Source organism: Micromonospora eburnea (genome assembly GCF_900090225.1).
Lineage (GTDB): Bacteria > Actinomycetota > Actinomycetes > Mycobacteriales > Micromonosporaceae > Micromonospora > Micromonospora eburnea.
The window spans coordinates 7,050,753-7,071,141 of sequence record NZ_FMHY01000002.1 but is presented as its reverse complement, the minus strand read 5'-3'; the positions used below and the strand labels follow the sequence as shown (position 1 = coordinate 7,071,141).

The 20,389-nt window shown below is 71.4% G+C and carries 17 protein-coding genes and 1 pseudogene; 5 read left to right on the top strand and 13 right to left on the bottom strand.

The genetic code is table 11. The annotated features are described in order from the left end of the window. Positions 1-812 precede the first annotated feature (812 nt). Positions 813-1,487: pseudogene (locus tag GA0070604_RS31080) on the top strand (hypothetical protein); the annotation flags it as partial. A 60-nt stretch (positions 1,488-1,547) separates the two neighbouring features. Here GA0070604_RS31080 and GA0070604_RS31075 read toward each other — a convergent pair. Further along, positions 1,548-2,546 (bottom strand): D-alanine--D-alanine ligase family protein, encoded by a 999-nt coding sequence (locus tag GA0070604_RS31075; protein ID WP_244162134.1) that lies wholly within the window; start codon positions 2,544-2,546, stop codon positions 1,548-1,550. A gap of 7 nt (positions 2,547-2,553) precedes the next feature. Then, positions 2,554-3,867, bottom strand: a complete 1,314-nt coding sequence (locus GA0070604_RS31070; protein ID WP_091126668.1) for an aminotransferase-like domain-containing protein — start codon at positions 3,865-3,867, stop codon at positions 2,554-2,556. A 291-nt stretch (positions 3,868-4,158) separates the two neighbouring features. On the opposite strand from GA0070604_RS31070, the gene GA0070604_RS31065 reads away from it, so the two are divergent. Beyond that, a complete protein-coding gene (locus tag GA0070604_RS31065) occupies positions 4,159-4,827 on the top strand; it encodes a GNAT family N-acetyltransferase (RefSeq protein WP_089004725.1) in 669 nt (222 codons plus the stop codon). Positions 4,828-4,930: 103 nt separating this feature from the next. On the opposite strand, the gene GA0070604_RS31060 is transcribed toward GA0070604_RS31065, so the two are convergent. The 7 genes from GA0070604_RS31060 to murJ form a co-directional block, all read right to left on the bottom strand. Next, complete coding sequence (locus tag GA0070604_RS31060; protein WP_091126665.1) at positions 4,931-6,112, bottom strand: N-acetylmuramoyl-L-alanine amidase; 1,182 nt, start codon at positions 6,110-6,112, stop codon at positions 4,931-4,933. Positions 6,113-6,313: 201 nt separating this feature from the next. Next, complete coding sequence (trxA, locus tag GA0070604_RS31055) at positions 6,314-6,637, bottom strand: thioredoxin (RefSeq protein WP_091126663.1); 324 nt, start codon at positions 6,635-6,637, stop codon at positions 6,314-6,316. A gap of 35 nt (positions 6,638-6,672) precedes the next feature. Continuing rightward, entirely contained in the window at positions 6,673-7,626 is a 954-nt protein-coding gene (gene trxB, locus GA0070604_RS31050; protein ID WP_091126659.1) for a thioredoxin-disulfide reductase, read from the bottom strand. A gap of 193 nt (positions 7,627-7,819) precedes the next feature. Beyond that, entirely contained in the window at positions 7,820-8,818 is a 999-nt protein-coding gene (locus tag GA0070604_RS31045) for a hypothetical protein (protein ID WP_091126657.1), read from the bottom strand. Further along, positions 8,815-9,549, bottom strand: a complete 735-nt coding sequence (gene sigM, locus GA0070604_RS31040; RefSeq protein ID WP_377593471.1) for an RNA polymerase sigma factor SigM — start codon at positions 9,547-9,549, stop codon at positions 8,815-8,817. The genes GA0070604_RS31045 and sigM overlap by 4 nt, the downstream gene beginning before the upstream one ends. A 40-nt stretch (positions 9,550-9,589) precedes the next feature. Continuing rightward, the gene (locus GA0070604_RS31035) at positions 9,590-11,209 is read right to left on the bottom strand and encodes a protein kinase family protein (protein WP_091126654.1); all 1,620 of its coding nucleotides are present in this window, start codon (positions 11,207-11,209) and stop codon (positions 9,590-9,592) included. A 412-nt stretch (positions 11,210-11,621) separates the two neighbouring features. Then, positions 11,622-13,361 carry a murein biosynthesis integral membrane protein MurJ gene (gene murJ / locus GA0070604_RS31030; protein ID WP_091126651.1) on the bottom strand — a complete coding sequence of 580 codons (1,740 nt, stop codon included), beginning with the start codon at positions 13,359-13,361 and terminating at the stop codon, positions 11,622-11,624. 129 nt (positions 13,362-13,490) lie between these two features. Between murJ and GA0070604_RS31025 the strand changes: the two genes are divergently transcribed. Then, the gene (locus tag GA0070604_RS31025; protein WP_091126648.1) at positions 13,491-14,942 is read left to right on the top strand and encodes a CCA tRNA nucleotidyltransferase; all 1,452 of its coding nucleotides are present in this window, start codon (positions 13,491-13,493) and stop codon (positions 14,940-14,942) included. 58 nt (positions 14,943-15,000) lie between these two features. On the opposite strand, the gene GA0070604_RS31020 is transcribed toward GA0070604_RS31025, so the two are convergent. Beyond that, positions 15,001-16,500, bottom strand: coding sequence for a flotillin family protein (locus GA0070604_RS31020; RefSeq protein ID WP_091126647.1), 1,500 nt, complete (start codon positions 16,498-16,500; stop codon positions 15,001-15,003). A 25-nt stretch (positions 16,501-16,525) separates the two neighbouring features. Continuing rightward, positions 16,526-17,047: a hypothetical protein gene (locus GA0070604_RS31015; protein ID WP_208602373.1), complete on the bottom strand. Its 522-nt coding sequence runs from the start codon at positions 17,045-17,047 to the stop codon at positions 16,526-16,528. 190 nt (positions 17,048-17,237) lie between these two features. Between GA0070604_RS31015 and GA0070604_RS31010 the strand changes: the two genes are divergently transcribed. Beyond that, positions 17,238-17,717, top strand: a complete 480-nt coding sequence (locus GA0070604_RS31010; protein ID WP_091126644.1) for a methylated-DNA--[protein]-cysteine S-methyltransferase — start codon at positions 17,238-17,240, stop codon at positions 17,715-17,717. Positions 17,718-17,800: 83 nt separating this feature from the next. Here the strand turns inward: GA0070604_RS31010 and GA0070604_RS31005 are convergent, their stop codons facing one another. Both GA0070604_RS31005 and GA0070604_RS31000 read right to left on the bottom strand, forming a co-directional pair. Beyond that, complete coding sequence (locus GA0070604_RS31005) at positions 17,801-18,880, bottom strand: inositol-3-phosphate synthase (protein WP_091126642.1); 1,080 nt, start codon at positions 18,878-18,880, stop codon at positions 17,801-17,803. Between the two features lie 23 nt (positions 18,881-18,903). Further along, positions 18,904-19,542 (bottom strand): PadR family transcriptional regulator, encoded by a 639-nt coding sequence (locus tag GA0070604_RS31000; RefSeq protein ID WP_091126640.1) that lies wholly within the window; start codon positions 19,540-19,542, stop codon positions 18,904-18,906. A gap of 174 nt (positions 19,543-19,716) precedes the next feature. Between GA0070604_RS31000 and GA0070604_RS30995 the strand changes: the two genes are divergently transcribed. Next, positions 19,717-20,181 carry a DUF5318 domain-containing protein gene (locus tag GA0070604_RS30995; protein WP_091126638.1) on the top strand — a complete coding sequence of 155 codons (465 nt, stop codon included), beginning with the start codon at positions 19,717-19,719 and terminating at the stop codon, positions 20,179-20,181. Positions 20,182-20,389: the final 208 nt, after the last annotated feature.

Below are 20,389 nucleotides of genomic sequence, written 5' to 3'. Positions count from 1 at the left end.
CACGAGTAGACGGCCTGTTTCACGTGAAACACTCGGGCGGTTGCCCGCGGGCTGAGACCGGGTGTACGCGGGGGATGAGAGGGATGGCGCGAAGGGCTCACTCCGCTGCCTGCCTCCAACCAGTCGGCCCTCGTGGCTTCGCACCGACCCTGCCGACGGCATCGCCAGCCAGCACAGCCGGCAACGTCGGGCACGCCATACGGCGCTCGCTCTGCTGCTTCACGACGCACGGCGCCGCCAGGACGGATCAGTCCGTCCGGACCCGTCCCGCCCGGCGGAGAACCCGCCCTATCCCGCGACCGCCATTCGACCGGTGTTGGCCCGCCTCGGGCAGCGGAAGCCGAACCGCCCACCTCCACCCGAGCGCCGAACCGGAACGGGCGCGCCCAAGGGCCGGTCGGCCAGCCGCGCGCCTCAGCATCCGTGATGCTGAGAGCGGACCGCGTGGTGCCAAGTGGGCCCTCGAAAGGCGGAGTGGACTGGATCCGGGCAGCCAAGCGGCAAAAGGGGGTCCGGAGGCCGGTGCCGATCATCGGTTCGATCGTTAAGGGAGAAGAGTTCGCAATCAGTGGACGGCGCGGGGCGCGGCGTCCACTCTGGGTTATCCACAGCTGTTTTCCACAGGGCGGCCTCGTTTCACGTGAAACAGAGTGCTGAAACCCGTACTGACCTGTGGATGACGCGGTGTGGTGGCGATCTCAGCGGCCTGTGGACAACCCGGTGGATAACCCTGGCCGTGACCGAGAAGGGGCGCTCGGTGCACGGCGAATGAGGTAGGGACAGGGATCGACAACTGGGCTAGGGTCAGCGTCGTGCAGGACACCCCTCCCTCAGTTCCGGACTTCACTCAATGGCCCTCCTTCCCCTTCGAGGGCGACCTTCGGGTCAAGCAGCTCGACGATCCGGTACCGGTCGAACCGCCCCGCCGCGGCGAGGGAAACCGGGAATGCACCGCCTGCGGTGCCCCCGACGAGGCGTACATCTGGGTCGGTGAACGGTGGCGGGTACGCGCGATGGACCGGCCCACCGGCCTGCCGATGGTGCTGATCCTGGAGTCCCGATCCCACCTTGATCTCGGCGATCTGCCGAACCTGCTCGCGGCCGAGCTGGGCGTGATGACGGTCCGTCTGGAACGCGCCATCCGTTCGTTGGACGGCGTCGCCCGGGTGCACGTCAACCGCTGGGGTGACGGCTCGGCGCACCTGCACATGTGGTTTCTCGCGCGGCCGTACGGGCGACTGCAACTGCGGGGCACGTTCCTGTCCCTGTGGGACTCGATCCTGCCCCCGATCTCCGAGGCGCAGTGGCGGGAGAACCTGGCTCTGGTCGCCGCGTGGCTGGCCGAGTTCGGCGGCCGTCCGCTCGCGGAACCGCCCCGGATTCAGTGGCAGGCTCCATCGAGCCTCTCCGCGCCGGCGGAGGCGGAGGTGGAGATCGTCGACGAGGAGACGATCTCGGTGATCGAGGCCGCCGGGGAGATCCCCGAGCCGTCGGACGATTCGACGACGGGGCAGCGGCCGGGCTGAGGCGAACCGCCCGGACAGGTCCTACCGGGGGCGGGCGGCGGCTCGGCGGACCAGTGCGCCGAGTACCCGTCCGAAGTCCAGCCCGGCTGCCTGGACGGCCAGCGGCAACAGCGAGGTCTCGGTCATCCCTGGGGAGACGTTGACCTCCAGCACGTGCGGTTGGCCGGCCGCGTCGACGATCAGGTCGACCCGGGAGAGGTCGCGCAGGCCGAGCGCGCCGTGTGCGGCGAGGGCCACCTCAGCGACCCGCTCGGTGGTCTCCTGGTCCAGTCGGGCGGGCGCGTGCCAGGTGGTCCGGCCGGCGGTGTACCGGGCGGCGTAGTCGTATACGCCGTTGCGGGGCACGATCTCCACCGGGGGCAGGGCCTGCGGGCCCTCGCCCAGGTCGATCACCGAGACCGCCACGTCCATGCCCGGCACATAGCGCTCCACGAGCGCTGTCTGGTCGTACGCGAAACAGCCGACCATCGCGGCCGGCAGCGACCCGGCCTCCCGGACCACCGCGGCGCCCAGCCCGGAGCCGCCCTGGGCCGGCTTGACCATCAACGGCAGGCCGAGCCGGTCGACGATCCGGTCCAGCACGGCCACCGCGCCCAACTCGGAGAACCGGTCGTGCGGCAGGGCCACCCAGTCGGGCGTGGGGATCCCGGCCTCGCGCAGCACCGCCTTCGCGGACGGCTTGTCCCAGGCGAGCCGGGAGGCGCGGGCGTCGCAGCCGACGTAGGGCACGTCGCAGAGGTCGAGGACCCCACGCAAAGAGCCGTCCTCACCGGTGGCACCGTGCAGGGCGATCACCACGGCGTCCGGCGGATCGGCAGTCAGGGCAGGCAGCAGAGCTACGTCCGCGTCCCGCAGCTCGGCCTCCACGCCGACCGCCCGCAGGGCGTCGAGCACCCGCCGGCCGGACCGGAGCGAGACGTCCCGCTCGTACGAGAGTCCGCCGGCGAGCACCAGCACGTGCAGCTGGTCAATGCCGGCGAGATCGGTCACGAATGTCTGGGTGGCGGGGCTGACGGCCATGCGGGAATCATGCCAAGTCGGGACCGGGCGCGTCCGAGGCACCCTGCCGGCGCCGCGGCCCCGAGCCGCCGACCGCGCCGAAGACCTTGCGCATGGCGATCTCCTGCCCCATCACGCCGGCCAGCCGGCGGACGCCCTCCCGGATCCGCTCGGGCGGGGGGAAGGAGAAGTTGAGCCGCATGTTGCCGACCCCGGTGCCGTCGGCGTAGAAGCCGGTACCCGGGACGTACGCGACTCGGGCGGCGATGGCGCGGGGCATCATCGCCTTGGCGTCCAGGCCGTCGGGCAGAGTCGCCCAGACGAACAGGCCGCCGCCCGGGGTGGTCCAGGTGGTGCCGGCCGGCATCAGGTCGGCCAGCGCGCCGAGCATGGCATCGCGGCGTTCCCGGTAGATCTCCCGATAGACCTTGAGCTGCTCCCGCCAGGGCATGGTGCCGAGGTACGTCGCGACGGCGGCCTGCGCGTATCCGCTTGGGCAGAGGATCTGCGCCTCGCTGGCGATGACCAGCTTGTCGCGCACGGCGTGCGGGGCGAGGATCCAGCCCACCCGCAGGCCGGGCGCGAAAGTCTTGGAGAAGGTGCTCAGGTAGAAGACACCGTCGCGCCGCCGGGCTCGCAGCGGCGCGGGTGCCTCCTCCTCGAAGCCCAACTGGCCGTACGGGTCGTCCTCGACCACCAGCAGGCCGGCCCGCTCGCAGATGTCGAGCACCCGTTCGCGCCGTTCCTCGCTGAGCGTCACGCCGGTCGGGTTCTGGTACGTCGGGATGGTGTAGAGGAACTTGACCCGCCGGCCGGCGCGGGCCAGATCGGCGATGGCCGCCTCCAGCGCCTCCGGGATCAACCCCTGCTCGTCCATCGGCACGTGCACCACCTGGGCCTGGGCGGCCTGGAACACCCCGAGTGCGCCGACGTACGTCGGGCCCTCGGCGAGCACCACGTCGCCCGGATCCAGGAAGAGCCGGGCCACCAGGTCGAGCGCCTGCTGGCCGCCGACGGTGACCACCACGTCCTCCGGTGAGGCGCCGCACGACGCGTCGATCCCGGAGAGGGCCATCACCTCGCAGATCCGTTCGCGCAGCTCCAGGGTGCCCTGCCCGATGCCGTACTGGAGGGTGGTGACGCCGTGCTCGCTGCCGAGCCGGCCGAGCATCTCGCCGACCGCGTCGAGCGGCAGCGCGGCGATGTACGGGGCGCCACCGGCGAGCGAGACCACCTCTGGCCGGCTGGCCACTGCGAAGAGTGCCCGGATCTCGGAGGCGGTCATCCCCCGGACCCGCCGGGCGTACCGGTCGGTGTAGTCGTCGAGCGTCGTGCCGGTCATGACATCACCTCGATCGGGTGTCGGCGGGGCTCCCGCCGGTGTGGTACCCGCAATGCCGGCGACCATGGCGGCGCGGGACGCCGGTTGGTCGATCGTAGTCCGTGCTGGCCAGAGTAGGCGTCACCGTGTGGTGAACGTCCACATCCCGGACCTCACCGGCGGGGGTGGGCGTTCGCGCGTCCTCTCCCGTACGGTCGGCTGGGAGCGTACGATCGCTCGTCGGGGGCAGGGAAGGCGGCGCCGCGAGCACCGCGCCGGTTTCGGCTCCGAGCCTATGGTGGGGATGCGCTGATGTCGCGACGTCTGGTCAGTCTGACCCTCGACACCCTCGAGGATCTGCCCCGCCGGTGCCGGCGATGCGTCTACTGGGAGCTGGATCCGGTCTCCGCCGATCGGGCGTGCGCCGCCGGTGACCCCGGGCTGGAGAAGGAGGCCTGGGTTTCCCAGACGCTGCTGGAGTGGGGCTCCTGCGGCAAACTCGCGTACGTCGACGGCATGCCCGCTGGTTTCGTCATGTACGCCCCACCGGCGTACGTCCCACGCTCGATGGCCTTTCCCACCTCGCCGGTCTCCGCGGACGCCGCGCTGCTGATGACCGCCAACGTGGTGCCGGCCTTCGCCGGTGGCGGACTGGGCCGGATGCTGGTCCAGGGGGTGGCCCGGGACCTCACCAAGCGCGGCATCAAGGCGATCGAGGCGTTCGGCGACGCGAAGTTCGGCGACGACGCGGAGGACGACCCCACCCGGGCCTGCCTCGCACCGGCCGACTTCTTCCTCTCGGTGGGCTTCAAGACGGTCCGTCCGCACCCCCGCTACCCGCGCCTGCGGCTGGAACTGCGTACCGCGCTGAGCTGGAAGTCCGACGTCGAGTACGCGCTGGAGAAGCTGCTCGGCTCGATGAGCCCGGAGACGCTGCTCCGCCCGGTACGCCCAGCCCCAGCCACCCGCGCCATGGGCTGAGCGCCACCCCGCGCCATGGGCTGAGCGCCATCCGGGCGCACAGTCGGTCGGGAGACCCCCGCCGCGGCCCGCCACCGAGCGGCACAGGCGGCCGCAGAGCGGTTCAGTCCGCAACTGTCCGGCTCAGCCCGCCACCCTGCCCCGCGACGACGACCGCCCGTAGCGCGCTCACGTCGATCGAGCCGGTGGGAACGTCCCGCTCGATCGGGAAGTACATCCGCTGCACCGCGGCCACGATCGCCTCGACGATCCGGTCCCGGAACCGGGGGTCGACCAGCCGGCCCCGGTCCTCCGGCGACGTCAGGTAGCCCACCTCGACCCGGACCGCCGGCATCTTCGTCAGCCGCAACAGGTCCCATGCCTTGGCGTGGGTGCGGCAGTCCCGCAGGCCGGTACGGGCGACGATCTCACGCTGCACCAGGCCGGCCAGCCGCTCGCCGGTGGCCGAGGTGACGCCATTGTCGGTGCCGTAGTGGTAGGTGGCCACGCCGTTGGCCGCCGGGTTGGCGTGCCCGTCGGTGTGCAGCGAGATGAAGACGTCCGCGCCGAGGGAGTTGGCGAGCTGGGCGCGGTCGGCGTCCGGCAGGCAGGTTTCCGGTGACGGGCCGCGGGTGAGCTGCACCCGTACGCCGGCCGCGGCCAGCCGTCCCTCCAGCCGGCTGGCCAGGTCGTGCACGATGTCCGCCTCGGTCCAGCGCAGCGGGCCGTCGGGCACCACCTCACCGGGGTCGGTGCCGCCGTGTCCCGGGTCGATCACCACGGTCCGCCCGACCAGGGTCGGCCCGGCCTGGCGGATGGCGTCGGACTCGCGAAGCCACTGGGGGCGTCCACCGACCACCTTGCGGCCGAGGCGGCGCAGCGCGTTCATGGTGTGCGGGCCGCAGGTGCCGTCCGGTTTCAGCCCCATCTCCCGCTGGAACTGCGCGACCGCCCGGGCGGTACGGATGCCGTAGGTGGCATCGGCGCGGCCCACGTCGTACCCCATCTCCAGCAGGCGCTCCTGGAGCGACCGGACGTCCTCGCCGATCAGCGGCTCGGGTACGGCGTGGTACAGCGTGCGGGCGCCGAGTCGCCAGCGGGCGGCGTCCAGCGCCCGCCAGGTCTCCGCGCCGACCCTGCCGTCCACGCTCAGCCCGCGGGACTGCTGGAACGCCCGGACCGCGCGTTCGGTCTCGGCGTCGAACTCGTCGCGCTGGCCGTCCGCCGGCAGCAGGTCGAGCCCGGTGAGCACGGTACGGATCTCGACCACCGCGGGTCCCCGGTCACCGGGTCGGATGGGACGCACGATGACCCCCTCTGCACGGACACTGGCTGGCCGGAGACTCCGATGGAGATGCTTCCCTCGCTGGAGACGCCTACGGAGCGTACCGTGCCGATCACCGACCGGCTCCGGGTTCGTTCAGGTCAGCGGCGCCGTGGCCGGGAACGCCGGAACCCCCGCGCCCGGATACGGGAGCGGGGGTTCCGCGTGTGCGTCGCGGTCGGCTCAGAGCGCCGACTCGATGAGCCTGACCAGCTCGCCCTTGGGCTTGGCACCGGCGATGGACTGCACCGGCTCGCCGTTCTTGAAGACGGTGAGGGTGGGCACTGACATCACCCGGTAGGCCCGCGCGGTCTCGGGGTTCTCGTCGATGTTGAGCTTGACGATGGTGACCTGGTCACCCATCTCGCCCGCGATCTCCTCGAGCAGCGGCGACACCTTGCGGCACGGCCCGCACCACTCCGCCCAGAAGTCGACCAGGACCGGCTTGTCGGACTTCAGCACATCGCTGGCGAAGCTCGCGTCGGTGACCGCCTTGGTTGCTCCCACTATGACCCCTCCTCCGGGAGTTTCTCCGAAAATTCTCAGCCTTGCAGGGTGGCGATGAAACGCTCGGCGTCCAGCGCGGCGGCGCAGCCCGTCCCGGCTGCGGTGATCGCCTGCCGGTAGGTGTGGTCGACCACGTCGCCGGCGGCGAAGACACCCGGGATGTTGGTCCGGGTGCTCGGTGCCTGCACCTTCACGTACCCCTCGTCGTCGAGCTCGACCTGCCCGCGGAACAGCTCACTGCGCGGGTCGTGGCCGATCGCCACGAAGACGCCGGTGACGTCGAGCACCTTGGCCTCGCCGGTGTGCACGTTGCGGACCCGGACGCCGCTGACCTTGCCGTCGTCGCCGAGGATCTCGTCGACCACGGTGTTCCACTCGACCTTGATCTTGTCGTTGGCGAGCGCGCGCTCCGCCATGATCTTGCTGGCCCGGAACGAGTCCCGGCGGTGGATGATCGTCACCGACTCGGCGAACCGGGTGAGGAAGCTCGCCTCCTCCATCGCCGAGTCGCCGCCCCCGACCACCACGATGTGCTGGTTGCGGAAGAAGAACCCGTCGCAGGTGGCGCAGGACGACACGCCGTGGCCGAGGTATTCCTGCTCGCCGGGCACGCCCAACGGACGCCACGCGGAGCCGGTGGCGAGGATGACGGCCTTGGCGTGGTAGGCGGTCTCGCCCACCCACACGGTGCTGACCGCGTCCGAGCCGACCTCGCCGGTGTCCTTGAGCTCGACCCGGGTCACGTCGTCGGTGAGGAACTCCGCCCCGAACCGCTCGGCCTGCTTGCGCATGTTGTCCATCAGCTCGGGGCCGAGGATGCCGTCCGCGAAGCCGGGGAAGTTCTCCACCTCGGTCGTGGTCATCAGTGCGCCACCGGACTGCGCGCCCTCGATGATGAGCGGCTTGAGGTTGGCGCGCGCGGCGTAGACCGCCGCGGTGTAGCCGGCCGGCCCGGAGCCGACGATGATCAGGTTGCGGACCTCGTCCACTGCCGTCTCCCGATGTGTGTGTTCGTCATCTGCTCCGGCTGACCCACGCCGGGACGATGCCGATCCCGAGTGCCGACGGTTCAGCGACGTCGGCGCCTGACTTGCAGAACGTCATCGTACGAAGTGGGGATTCCCGAGCCGGTCATCTGGTGGGTCACGTCACGCGGCGGGACACGCCCGGAAACCGGTGACCTCACCCTACCCGCGTACGGAAGCGGGTGTCTGCCTCGGATCCGGGCACCCCGCACTCCGGGCCGCTCACCCATGCCCAACGCTCACCGGTCCCGTCGAGGAAGGTGACGACCAGCGCCGGACTTCCCTGGAAGGAGGCATAGTCGACCAGGTCGACGGTGAGCGGCCCGCCCGCGTGCTCGGCGCTGATCGAGCGGAGGCAGGACTCCAGCGCCTCGGGGCGGTTGAGCCGGTCCAGGCCGGCCGCCGCGGAGAGCCGCTGCGCCGCCGAGGGCCCCGTGGTCTCCCGCCCGCCGTCGGGGTCGGCGAAGAGCGCGTGAGGGATGCCGGGGAGCTGCTCCGGGCCGTAGTCGGTGCCGCTGTGCAGGACCGGCCCGGTGGTCCGGACGGGAGCGGTGCCCAGCGGGGCCGGGGCACCCTCCTGACCCCTGCCGGCGGCCGGGAGGCTGTCGGCCGCCACGCTGCTGTCGCTGCGGCCCGCGCCGATCAGGCTGCTCGCCCCGAACCCGACCGCGGTGACCGAGGCGGCCGCCAGCGCGACCGGGCCGGCGATCCGAACCCAGCGCCGGGAGCGCCGGCCCGGTCCGGTGCTGCGGCCCGGCCGGTTCGCCCCACCGGCCCGTGGCCCGGCCGGCCCGGCCGGCTGGGCCGGCGGCGTCCACCCCGTACGCCGGAGGTCGCCGGACGCGTGCCCCTCGCCAGCCGTCGGCTCGACGGGGGCGTCGTCGTCGACCGGGACCGGCCCGGCCCCGGCGAGCGCCGCTGTGATCCGGTCCGCCACCGCCAGCGGCATCTCCGGTGCCGGGCCGGTCGCCCAAGCGGCCAGGTCGGCGCGGACCAGGTCCATCGCCCGGGCCAGCGCGGCGTACGCGTCGCCCCAGGCCGGGTCCTCCTCGACCAGCCGGGCGACGGTCGCCCGCTCCGGGGTGCCGTCCAGCGCCCCGCCGACGTAGTCGGCGAGCAGGTCGTGGTCGACCTCGCTGAACTCCCGGGAAGTCACGTGTCCTCCTGGCTGGCGTCCCGCCGGGACCACCCCGACGTCGATCCGACGCCCTCCGCCGGCCGGCGGTTCCCTCCGGTGACGCGGGGCACCTCCGCGACCTCCTCCGAGCCGGTACGCAGATGCCCGAGGAGCACGGCCAGTCGGGCCCGCCCCCGGGCACAGCGGCTCTTGATCGTCCCCTCGGCCACGCCGAGGATTCTCGCCACCTCGGCCACCGGGTAGCCCTGCACGTCCACCAGGACCAGCGCCGCCCGCTGCTCGACCGGCAGCTCGGCGAGCGCCTGCCGGACCACCAGGGCGGTGTCGTGGTCGCGGGTCGGGGCGACCGGCTCCACCCCGCCGGTGTGCCGGCCGGGCTCCCCGTCGGTGTGCACCCCGTCCGGCAGCGGCACCGTGGCGTGCGCCTGACGCCGCCGCACCCGGTCCAGGCAGGCGTTCACCACGATCCGGTGCAGCCAGGTGGTCACCGCCGAGTCGCCGCGGAACCGGGCCGCCGCCCGATGCGCCGACAGCAGTGCGTCCTGGAGTGCGTCGGCCGCCTCCTCGCGGTCGCCGAGGGTGCGCAGGGCCACGGCCCAGAGCCGGTCCCGGTGCCGGCGGAACAGCTCGGTGAAAGCATCCCGGTCGCCGGCGACGTGGGCCCGGAGCAGGTCGAGATCGGACGCCCCGGCCGGGGAGCCGTCCCCGGTCGCCGGCCGGAGCGTACGCCCGCCGCGCCCCACCGTCACCACGCCCAGGAGCTGCGGTGCGTCAGGCGCGGCGGGCGGCTCACGAGCCGGTGACCGTGATTTCCTGGACGCCCACCTTGTAGCCGGAGCCGGAGTCCTTCTTCGGCAGCTCGGTGATCCAGAAGAGCAGGTACTGGTATTTCTGCTCGGGGTCGAACCCGTCGAAAATCATCTTGGTGCCGTCGTGCTTCTCGTACGGCTGCCCGATCGGCGTCTTGAGGTAGCTCGCCACGAGGTCCTTGTCGCCGGCCGAGGTGGGCGGGAATTCCTGCGTGCCGGTGAGGAGCTGGGCGGTGACGCCGGTGGCGGAGAGGACGGCCTGCACCGACTTGACGTTGTGCGGGGCACCCAGGTCGATCCAGACGCCCATGCCCCGCTTGAAGTTGCTGAAGTTGGCCGCGTTGTAGGTCTGGGTCTCCCAGCCCTTGTCCTCGTCGCCGTCCATCACCTTCTCGGCGTTGCGCACCTCGGCGCGGTCCCGGCTGTCCGGGTCGATGATCCGGACGTCCGCGATGTTGAGCTTGCGGGCCGGCGCGGCGGCCGGGGTCGACCCGTCCGTGGCGGGCGCACTGCTGGACGGGCTGCCCGCCTGCCCGGTGCCCGGGCCCTTCTTGTCGTCGCCGCTGAGCACGCTGATCCCGACGAGCAGCCCGACCAGGGCCACCGCCAACAGCCCGGCGATGCCCAGGGCCACCTTGCGGCCACCGGAGGCGGCCAGCGGCGAGGGCTCCTCACCGGGTTCGGCGGTGAACCGCAGCGGGCCGGTCGGCTCCAGGTAGTGGTCGTCGGCGGGGACGTCCAGTCGGCTCAGCTCGGCCGACAGCACGTCCGACGACGGCGGAGCGATCTCCGTGTCGAGCAGGTCCATGGTGAGGTCGTCGAGGTACGCCGGCACGCCGGCGCGTACCTGGCGGGGCGCGGCGATCGCGCCGCTGGCGTCCCGGACCGCGTCCGGGATCGCGGCGCGGCCGTGCCCGGCGGTGGCGCCGCGCAGTGGGGCCTCGCCGTGCGGCCAGTGCCCGGTCAGGGCGTAGTAGAGCAACCCACCGACCGCCCGGACGTCGTTCTCCTGGCTGTCGTCGCCGTCGGTGCGCGCGTCGGCCAGCACCACCCGGCCGTCGTCGCTGATCATCACGGTGCCGGGGTGGACGTTGCCGTGCACCATGCCGGTGGCGTGCACGGCGGCGAGGGCGCTCGCGACGGCGTTGCCGATGGTGGTCGCCCGTGCCGGATCGAGTGGCCCGTCGGCGGTGACCAGCTCCCGCAGGGACTGGCCGTCGACCCACTCGCGGACCACGTACGCCCGGTCGGCCTCGTCGATCGCGTCGTAGACGCCGACCAGGTTGGGGTGGATCACCCGGCTCGCCGCGACGGCGGCCTGGAGCATCTCGGTGGCGGAGTCGCCGCCCGGGTAGCGGAGGACCACCGCGACGGGGCGGCGCAGCACGACGTCGACCCCCCGCCATACCAGCCGGCCCGCGCTGTCGTTGTTGATGTGCTCTACCAGCTCATACCGCTCGGCAAGGAGTTCACCGGCCGTGGGAGCACCGAAGGTCATGACCGGAGGGGCAGTCTCCTCCGCCTCCTGACCCTCGCCGACCTGGGTCACCCGTCCTCCCTCGGTGATCGTGTCGATCGATGGACCCGTGCTGCTGGGCATGTGGCTGTCCGCTCTGCCTTTGAAGCAACCGGCGGGCTGGTGTCGACGCCTGCCGTACCCGTCGAGAGCGACCTTACCCGGGATGCCCGGTTCCTCGACATGTCATCTTCCCGCCCTGGCCGGTGGGAAGCCAGCGACCACGGCGCCGGCCGGTCACGACATCGTCCCGCAGCCGTCGCCAGCACACGCACCAGCCAATCTAGAGGTTGACGGCAAGTAGTCGGCGCACGGGTCAGCCGGTGCCGCAGCCGGCGGCTCCGGGGACAGGTAGTCCCCGGTTCGGTCGGTCGCTCTCGTCCTTACGGTTGGTTGTCCACAGGCCGAGAGGGTCATCCAGCGGCGAAACTTCGAGTTATCCACAGCCGTATCCCCAGGCTGGTGATCGTCGTTCACCGTCTGTCATCGGCGCGGCTCAGCGACCGAGCCGGCGTCGCACCATGCCGACCACCTCGGTGATCTCGCCGATCCGCAGCACGGTGGCCAGCCCGACGTACGTCGCGCCGATCACGGCACCGCCGACCAGCAGCCGGACCGCGGCGGCCACCCAGCTCAGGTGCGCCGGGTCGCCGGGCAGCAGGTTGACCACCAGCAGACCGACCAGGGCCGCGCCCAGCGCCGCGACGACCACCCGGCCCATGGTCCGCATGATCTCGCCCAGCCCGATCCGGCCCACCCGGGGACGCAGCAGCATCGCCGAGATCACCGCCGCCGCCACGTACGAGATCGCGTTGCCGAGCATCATGCCGGCCGCGGCGAAGGTGGCCGAGAAGCCGAGGAAGAGGCCGATCTGGAGGAGCACCCGCAGCGCCACCACCGGGATGTTGACCAGGGCCGGCGTCTTGGTGTCCGGCAGTGCGTAGAAGGCGAAGGTGAAGAGCTGGCTGATCGCGAAGGGCACCAGGCCGACTGCCGCCACCAGCAGCACGGTCGAGGTGGCCACCGCGTTCTCGCCGGTGAACGCGCCGTACCGGAAGATCACGACCGAGATCGGGCCGGCCAGCACCGCGTAGCAGACCGCGACCGGGGCGAGCACGGCGGTGACCATCCGGGTGCCCCGGGACAGGTCGGCGGTGACATCGCGGAACCGGCCCTCGCCGGCGGCGGCGCTCATCCGGGGCATCAGCGCGGTGATGATCGATACGGCGATGATGCCGTGCGCCATCATCAGCAGCAGGAAGACGTTGTTGTAGATCAGCAGGCCGGCGTTCTCCTTGCCGGCGGCCCGGGTGAGCAGGTTGACCACCACGAAGAGACCGAGCTGGTTGACCCCGACGTAGCAGAACATCCAGGCCCCGAGCCGGCCCAGCTCGCGCAGGCCCAGCTCGCGGAAGTCGAACCGCCACTTCCACCGGAAGCCCACCTTGCGCAGCGCCGGCAGCAGGCCGGCGCTCTGCACCGCGACGCCGAGCAGCGTGCCCCCGCCGACCAGCAGGATCCGACCGGGGGTCATCTGCCCCGGCTGCAACGGCTTGGCACCGTATACGGCGATGTACAGCCCGAAGATGCCGATCACCACGAGGTTGTTCAGGATCGGCGCCCACATGGGTGCGGCGAAGTGCCCCCGGGTGTTCAGCACGGCGGCGATCAGCGCGCTCAAGCCGGTGAAGAAGAGCATCGGGAGCATCAGGTAGGACAGGTCGTTGACCAGCCCCTTGTACGTGTCGTCCTTGCCGGAGGCGTAGATCGCGGTGAGCACCTGTGCGGAGAGCACCGCCAGCAGCGCGGCGGCGGCCAACGTGAGCACCGCCAGGGTGAGCAGCCGCTGGGCGTACGCCTCGCCCCGGTCCGGGTCGATCTTGCGGCGCCGGACCAGCACCGGGATCAGCACGCTGGTGAGCACCCCGCCGAGCAGGAACTCGTACACCTGGTTCGGCAGGAAGATGGCGGTGGTGTAGACGTTGCCGACCGCGTTGCCCAGGGCGGCACCGATCATCAGGTTGCGGATGAAGCCCGTACCCCGGCTCACCAGGCTGCCGATCGCCATCACCGCGCTGTTCGCCGCGGCGCTGGTCTCCGTGACCACCTCCTGCGGTGGTGCGGTGGCCTCGACGCCCGGCTGGTTCAGCGGCTCGGCGGAGATGAAGGTGGCCCCGTCGTTCGGCGGCCGGCCGCCGCGGTGCGCGTTCGCGCTGCGGTAGAGCCCGCCGCTCATCTCCAGCCTCCAAGGGGTACGTCGGAGCCGGACCTCCGGGCCCGCACGTCCACGACCTTAGTCAACCTCGACCGCTTTCCCGCGCCCGGCGCAGTAGTTCCCGCCCCGGCCCGATAGGCTGGCGATCCCATGTCCGAAGCCTCCGCCTCCCACGCCGCCGACCGTCGCGAGCTGACCGCAGCGCAGCGCAACGCCGTCGCCGAGCTGCTCCGCGTCTCGCCCGTCGCCGATGAGTTGGGCCGGCGCTTCGCCCGGGCCGGTCACGAACTGCACCTGGTCGGTGGCTCGGTACGCGACGCGCTGCTCGGCCGCCTCGGCGAGGACCTCGACTTCTGCACCGACGCCCACCCGGACCAGACGCTCGCCATCGTCAAGGGCTGGGCGGAGGCGATCTGGGAGACCGGCCGGGAGTTCGGCACCATCGGCTGCCAGCGCGAGGGGCTCCGGCTGGAGATCACCACCTTCCGTGCCGAGGCGTACGACCAGGTCAGCCGGAATCCGATCGTCGAGTACGGCACCAGCCTGGTCGACGACCTCAAGCGCCGGGACTTCACCGTCAACGCGATGGCGGTCAGCGTCCCTGGACACCGCTTCACGGATCCGTACGGTGGCCTGGCCGACCTGGCTGCCAAGATCATCCGTACCCCGGGCACGCCCCGGGAGTCGTTCGGCGACGACCCGCTGCGGATGCTGCGCGCGGCCCGGTTCGCCGCCCAGCTCCGGTTCGCGGTGCACCCGGACGTCCGTGAGGCGATGACCCGGATGGCCGCCGACCTGGACCGGATCACCGCCGAGCGGATCCGGGACGAGTTCACCAAGCTGCTCTGCGGCGTGGACCCGATCACCGGGCTGCGGCTGCTGGTCGACACCGGGCTGGCCGAACGCTTCCTTCCCGAGCTGACCGGGCTCAAGCTGGAGATCGACGAGCACGCCCAGCACAAGGACGTCTACGAGCACACCCTGACCGTGGTCAGCAACGCGATGTCCATGGAAGAGGACGGCTGCGACTTCGTGCTCCGGATGGCCGCGTTGATGCACGACGTCGGCAAGCCGGCGACCAAGGCGGTCGGCCCGGACGGCCGGGTCAGCTTCCACCACCACGAGGTGGTCGGCGCCCGGCTGACCAAGGCCCGGATGAAGGCCCTGCGCTATCCCAAGGACGTCACCGCCCAGGTGGTCAAGCTGGTCAACCTGCACCTGCGCTTCTACGGGTACGGGCGGGGCGAGTGGACCGACTCGGCGGTGCGCCGGTACGTCACCGATGCCGGCGACCTGCTGTCCCGCCTGCACAAGCTCACCCGTTCCGACTGCACCACCCGCAACCGGCGCAAGGCGGCCCTGCTCGCGGCCGACTACGACGCGCTGGAGGAGCGGATCGCCCGGATCGCCGCCGAGGAGGATCTGGCCCGGGTCCGCCCCGACCTCGACGGCAACGCGATCATGGAGCTGCTCGGCGTACCACCGGGTCCGGTGGTGGGGAGGGCCTGGCAGTACCTCAAGGAGCTGCGCCTGGAGCGCGGCCCGTTGAGCCGCGATGAGGCAGAGGCGGAGCTGCTGCGCTGGGCCCGCGACCAGATGTGAGAAAGGGCCCCCTGTTAACGCGTCGCGTTCTACCGGGAGCCCTTCCTAACGAACACCCTTAGGCGTCGGCCGACTCCACCGCCGCCTTGCCGTTGGTGTGGGCGCTGCCCAGCTTGGCGAGCAGCCCGGCCAGGTCGATGCCGGTGAGGTCGCTGCCGAGCTGAAGACCCTGGGCCACGTTGCCGGCCACCGACTTCGTCAGCGACGACGCGCCATCGGTGGAGATGACCGTCATCTTGTCGATCGCGCCGATCGGCGCGCTGGCCGCCTCGACCACCTGCGGCAGCACCTTGACCAGCAGGTCCAGCACCGCGGCCTCGCCGTACGCGGCGAACGCCTCGGCCTTGCGGGCCATCGCGTCGGCCTCGGCCTGCCCCTTGGCCAGGATGGCCGCGGCCTCGGCCTGGCCCTCGCGCTCGACCGCCTCGGCGATCGCGGAGCGCCGGCGCTGCTCCGCCTCACCCTCCTTGGCACCCTCGATCGCGTTCGCCTCGGCCAGCGCGGCCCGCCGGGCCCGCTCGCCCTCACCGGTCAGCCGGGCCTGCTCGGCGGCGGCCTGGGCGGCGGCGATGGTCGCCTGGCGCTGCGCGTCCGCGTTGAGCACCGCCGCGTTGCGGGCCGCCTCGGCCTCCTGCTCGACCTTGTACCGGGCCGCGTCGGCCGGCTTGCGCACCTCGGTGTCGAGCTGGCGCTGCTTCAGCTCGGCGTTCCGCTCGGCCACCTTCTGCTGCTCGGAGAGGATCGCCTGGTCCCGCTCGGCCTGGGCGAGCGGGCCGGCCGCCGCCGACTTCGCCTTGGCCGCGTCGATCTCCGCCTGGATGGCCGCCTGCTTGAGGGAGAGGTTCCGGTTCGCCTCGGCGATCGCCTCTTCGGCGAGCAGCCGTTCCTGTTCGGCCGCCTGCCGGGCCCGGGCCTCGGCGATGGCCGCGTCCTTGAGTACCCGGGCCGCCTCCGGCCGACCCAGGTCCTGCAGGTAGGACCCCTCGGCCAGGATGTCCTGGAGCTGGAAGGTGTCCAGCACCAGGCCCTGGTTGGTCATCGAGTGCTCGGCCTCCTCGGCCACCGCGCTGGCGAACGCCGCCCGGTCCCGGATGATCTCCTCGACGGTGAGTCGCCCGACGATCGAGCGGAGCGCGCCGGCCAGCACCTCACGGGTGAAGTTGTCGATCTCCTCCTGCTGGTTGAGGAAGCGCTGGGCGGCGGCTCGGATCGCGTCCTCGGTGCCACCGACCTTGACGATCGCGACGCCGTGCAGGTCGGTACGGATGCCCTGCTTGCTCACCGCGCCCTTGATGCCGACATCGATCCGGCGGCTGGACAGGTCGAGAGTCTGGAGCTTCTGCACCACCGGCAGGACGAAGACCGACGCACCGAGCACGACCTTCTGCCCGGACATGTCGGTGGAACGCCCACCGTCGGCGGTCTGGGTGGTCCGGCCCTTGCGGCCGGTGACGATGAACGCCTGGTTCGGGCCGGCCACCTTGATCCGGGAGAGCACGAAGAGGATGAGAATGACGGCGAGGAGGACCGCGCCGCCGATGGCGACGAGCAGGGGCATGGCAGTTCCGTTCTTGCTGGGGGAATCAGTAGGTTTCGACGTGCACGCTGGTCTCGCTGAGCGCCTCGACCACGAAGATCTGGGCACCGACCGGGATCGGGTTGTCGGCGCGGGCGTTGAGTTTGACCGGCTGGCCGGCTAGGCGTATTCGGACCTCGCCGTAGCCGTCGGCGGGGACCGGCGTCACCACCAGGCCGACCGCGCCGACCAAATGGTTCCGGGTTGGTGTGGCGTCCGTGCGCATGTTGCGGGCCGCCCGGCCGAGCCGGGTCGCGAGCCACGCGGTGGGCACGGCGGCGAGCACACCGCCGGCCACCGCCGCCGCGATCATCCCGGGGGTACCCCCGCCGAGCAGTTCGTTGACGATGGCGGCGCCGAAGCCGAACGCCCCGGCGAACCCGGCGGCCGCCTCCAGCGACACGGGTCCGTCGACGTCCGGATGGCCGAAGCTGAACACCTCGGCGCCAAGCAGGGCGAGCGCCAGCACACCGACACCGACCCCGCCGATGATCAGGAAAATGAGCGTCCCGGTGGCCACGACCTGCACGATATAGACGTCGTGCAAACCGTCGGCTGCGCGGTCGCTCAGCGCCCGGCCGGTCAACCGCAGCCCCGCGGGATCGGGCCTGATCCTGGGAACCAGTGGCATCCCCGTTGCTTCGAGGCCACGACCTCATGGATCGAGGGCGCTCCCACCTGGGACATGGACGATGTCGTGCGCGGGCAGAATGGTTGGCATGCGTTGGACCGTGCTCGACTCACCGATCGGGGAGTTCTCCGTCGCCACCGACGGCGAGGCCGTCCGCGGGGCGCACTTCGGCCGGGTGGAGTCGGCGACCGACGAGCCCGGCGACGAGCTCGCCGCTCGCGCGCTCGCCGAGCTGCGGGCGTACTTCGCCGGTGAGCTGACCGAGTTCACCGTGCCGGTGGTGGCGCCGCGGGGGTCGGAGTTCGAGCGTGCGGTGTGGCGGGAGATGACCCTCATCCCGTACGGGGAGACGCGCACCTACGGCGAGGTGGCGACCGCGGTGGGCGACCCGGGCGGGGCCCGGGCGGTCGGGGTGGCCTGCAACCGGAACCCGGTGCCGGTGATCGTGCCCTGTCACCGGATCGTCGGCGCCGGCGGCAAGCTGGTCGGGTTCGGTGGCGGGCTGCCGCGCAAGGTGACCCTGCTGGAGCTGGAGGCCCGCGTGGCGTTCCAGCGCGCCTGGTCCTGACGTACGCCGGGGGATGCTGGCCGGAACGCGCGAGGGCCGGGTCCGTGCGGACCCGGCCCTCGGCGGTGCTGGTGGTCAGCGCGTCAGCGCTCGACCTCGCCCTTGATGAACGCCTCGACGGCGGCGTGCGCGTCGTGGTCGGCGTACTGCACGGGCGGGGACTTCATGAAGTACGAGGAGGCGGAGAGGATCGGGCCGCCGATCTTCCGGTCCAGCGCGATCTTCGCGGCGCGGACGGCGTCGATGATGACACCGGCCGAGTTCGGCGAGTCCCACACCTCGAGCTTGAGCTCGGCGTTGAGCGGGGTGTCACCGAAGGAGCGGCCCTCCAGGCGGATGTACGCCCACTTGCGGTCGTCGAGCCACGGCACGTGGTCCGACGGGCCGATGTGCACGTCGCTCTTGGCCATCTCGTGCGGGATCTGGGAGGTCACCGACTGGGTCTTCGAGATCTTCTTCGAGACCAGGCGGTTGCGCTCCAGCATGTTCATGAAGTCCATGTTGCCGCCGAAGTTGAGCTGGTACGTGCGCAGCAGCTCGACCCCGCGGTCCTCGAAGAGCTTGGCCAGGGCGCGGTGCACGATGGTGGCGCCCACCTGGCTCTTGATGTCGTCGCCGACGATCGGCAGACCCGCGTCCTCGAACTTCTTCGCCCACTCCGGGTCGGAGGCGATGAAGACCGGCAGGGCGTTCACGAACGCGCAGCCGGCGTCGATCGCGGCCTGGGCGTAGAACTTGTCGGCCTGCTCGGAACCGACCGGCAGGTAGGAGACGACCACGTCGACCTGGGCGTCGCGCAGCGCCTGGGCCACGTCGACCGGCTCGACGTCCGACTCCTCGATGATCTCGCGGTAGTACTGGCCGAGACCGTCGAAGGTCGGGCCGCGCTGCACGGTGACGCCGGTCGGCGGCACGTCGCACAGCTTGATGGTGTTGTTCTCGCTGGCGACGATCGCCTCGGCGAGGTCCATGCCCACCTTCTTGGCGTCCACGTCGAACGCCGCGACGAACTTCACGTCGGAGACGTGGTAGTCGCCGAAGGTGACGTGCATGAGACCCGGGACGCGGTCGGTCGGGTCGGCGTTCCGGTAGTACTCCACACCCTGCACGAGGGACGAGGCGCAGTTACCCACACCGACGATGGCGACGCGGACGGAGCCCATAGCGTCTGCCTCCTTCTTCTTCATCACGGCCGCTCTGTCCTGGACTCTCCAGGCGGGGGCGGGCTTTCGTTTTCTCGTCGGCCGCCGGCTGTCCCGGGTTGCGGGACCGTCGGGGCTCGGCCGGAGCGCTCGTTGGCGATGAGCTCCTCCAGCCAGCGGACCTCGCGCTCACATGCCTCCAGGCCGTGGCGCTGCAGCTCCAGGGTGTACGCGTCGAGTCGCTCGGCAGCGCGGCCGAGCACGTCACGAAGGCCTTCGCGACGTTCCTCGATCCTGCGACGACGACCTTCCAGGATCCGTAGCCGGGTGGCCTGGTCGGTCCGGGCGAAGAACGCGAAGTGCACGCCGAAGCCCGTGTCGTCGTACGTCTCGGGCCCAGCCTGCGCTATCAGCTGGGCGAAGCGCTCCTTGCCCTCCGCGGTAATGGTGTAGACCACCCGACCGCGCCGGCTGGTCAGCGCGGGAACCTCCTCGGCGGTCGCGGGCGTCTCGGCGGCCTCGGTGATCCATCCCGCCGCCTGCAACCGGCGCAGCGTCGGGTAGAGCGAGCCGTAGCTGATCGCCGCCCGGATGGCGCCGAGCTTGGCGGCCAACTCCTTGCGCAGCTCGTAGCCGTGCATCGGAGCCTCCTGCAGGAGGCCGAGGATGGCGAGCTCGAGCACGGACCACCCCTTCTTACCCCCCGCGCGGAGGCGTAACCGCCGCGATGTATCGGACCGATACATCGCACGTTAGCGGAGACGAATGATCAGGGCAAACTTTCGGCTACGCGGTTTTGTCGTCACGGATCGTGACGGTGGTCGCCTCCTCCGGCCGGACCGCGTACCCTTTGCCGCATGCGTACGCAGCGCCAGATCGTCGACTACTCGCTCCAGAAGCGAGCGGTGCTGCGTGACCTTCTCGCCTCCCGGGTTGGCAGGTACGACGTCTGCGACGCCTCCCCGTACCTGAAGAACGCAGCTCGGTTCCACGGCGAACCCACCGAGGAGCGCTGCCCGATCTGCCGCAGCGCGAACCTCGTGCACGTCCACTACATTTACGGTGACGAGCTCAAGCAGGCCGCCGGCCAGGCGCGTACCAGGGCCGAGTTGTCGGTCCTGGCGATGACGCTGCGTGAGTTCCAGGTCTTCGTGGTGGAGGTGTGCCCCGGCTGCGACTGGAACCATCTCGTCGAGCAGTACCTGCTCGGCCGGGACGGGCTGGCCGGTGGCGTGGATGACGGGTCGGAGCAGGAGGCGGTGAGCGGTTCGTCCGCGCCCGCGGGTTCTGCCCCTCGTCGAAGGCGAGAGGCGCAACGGTGAATTTGGCTGTGCCGGTCGGCCCCGGCCCGACGTACGGGCGGGACGACCCACAGTCATTGCGTCTGATTGGTCCGATTAGCTCGGATTCGACGGCTGCGCCCTGGCATGCCTGGGGAGTGGCGTCTCGTGTTCCAGCTCACGGCAACCCGGTGGCGGCGCCCCCGCGCCCCACCGCGACCGGCAGGGTGTGAGGAATGAACTACGGCGA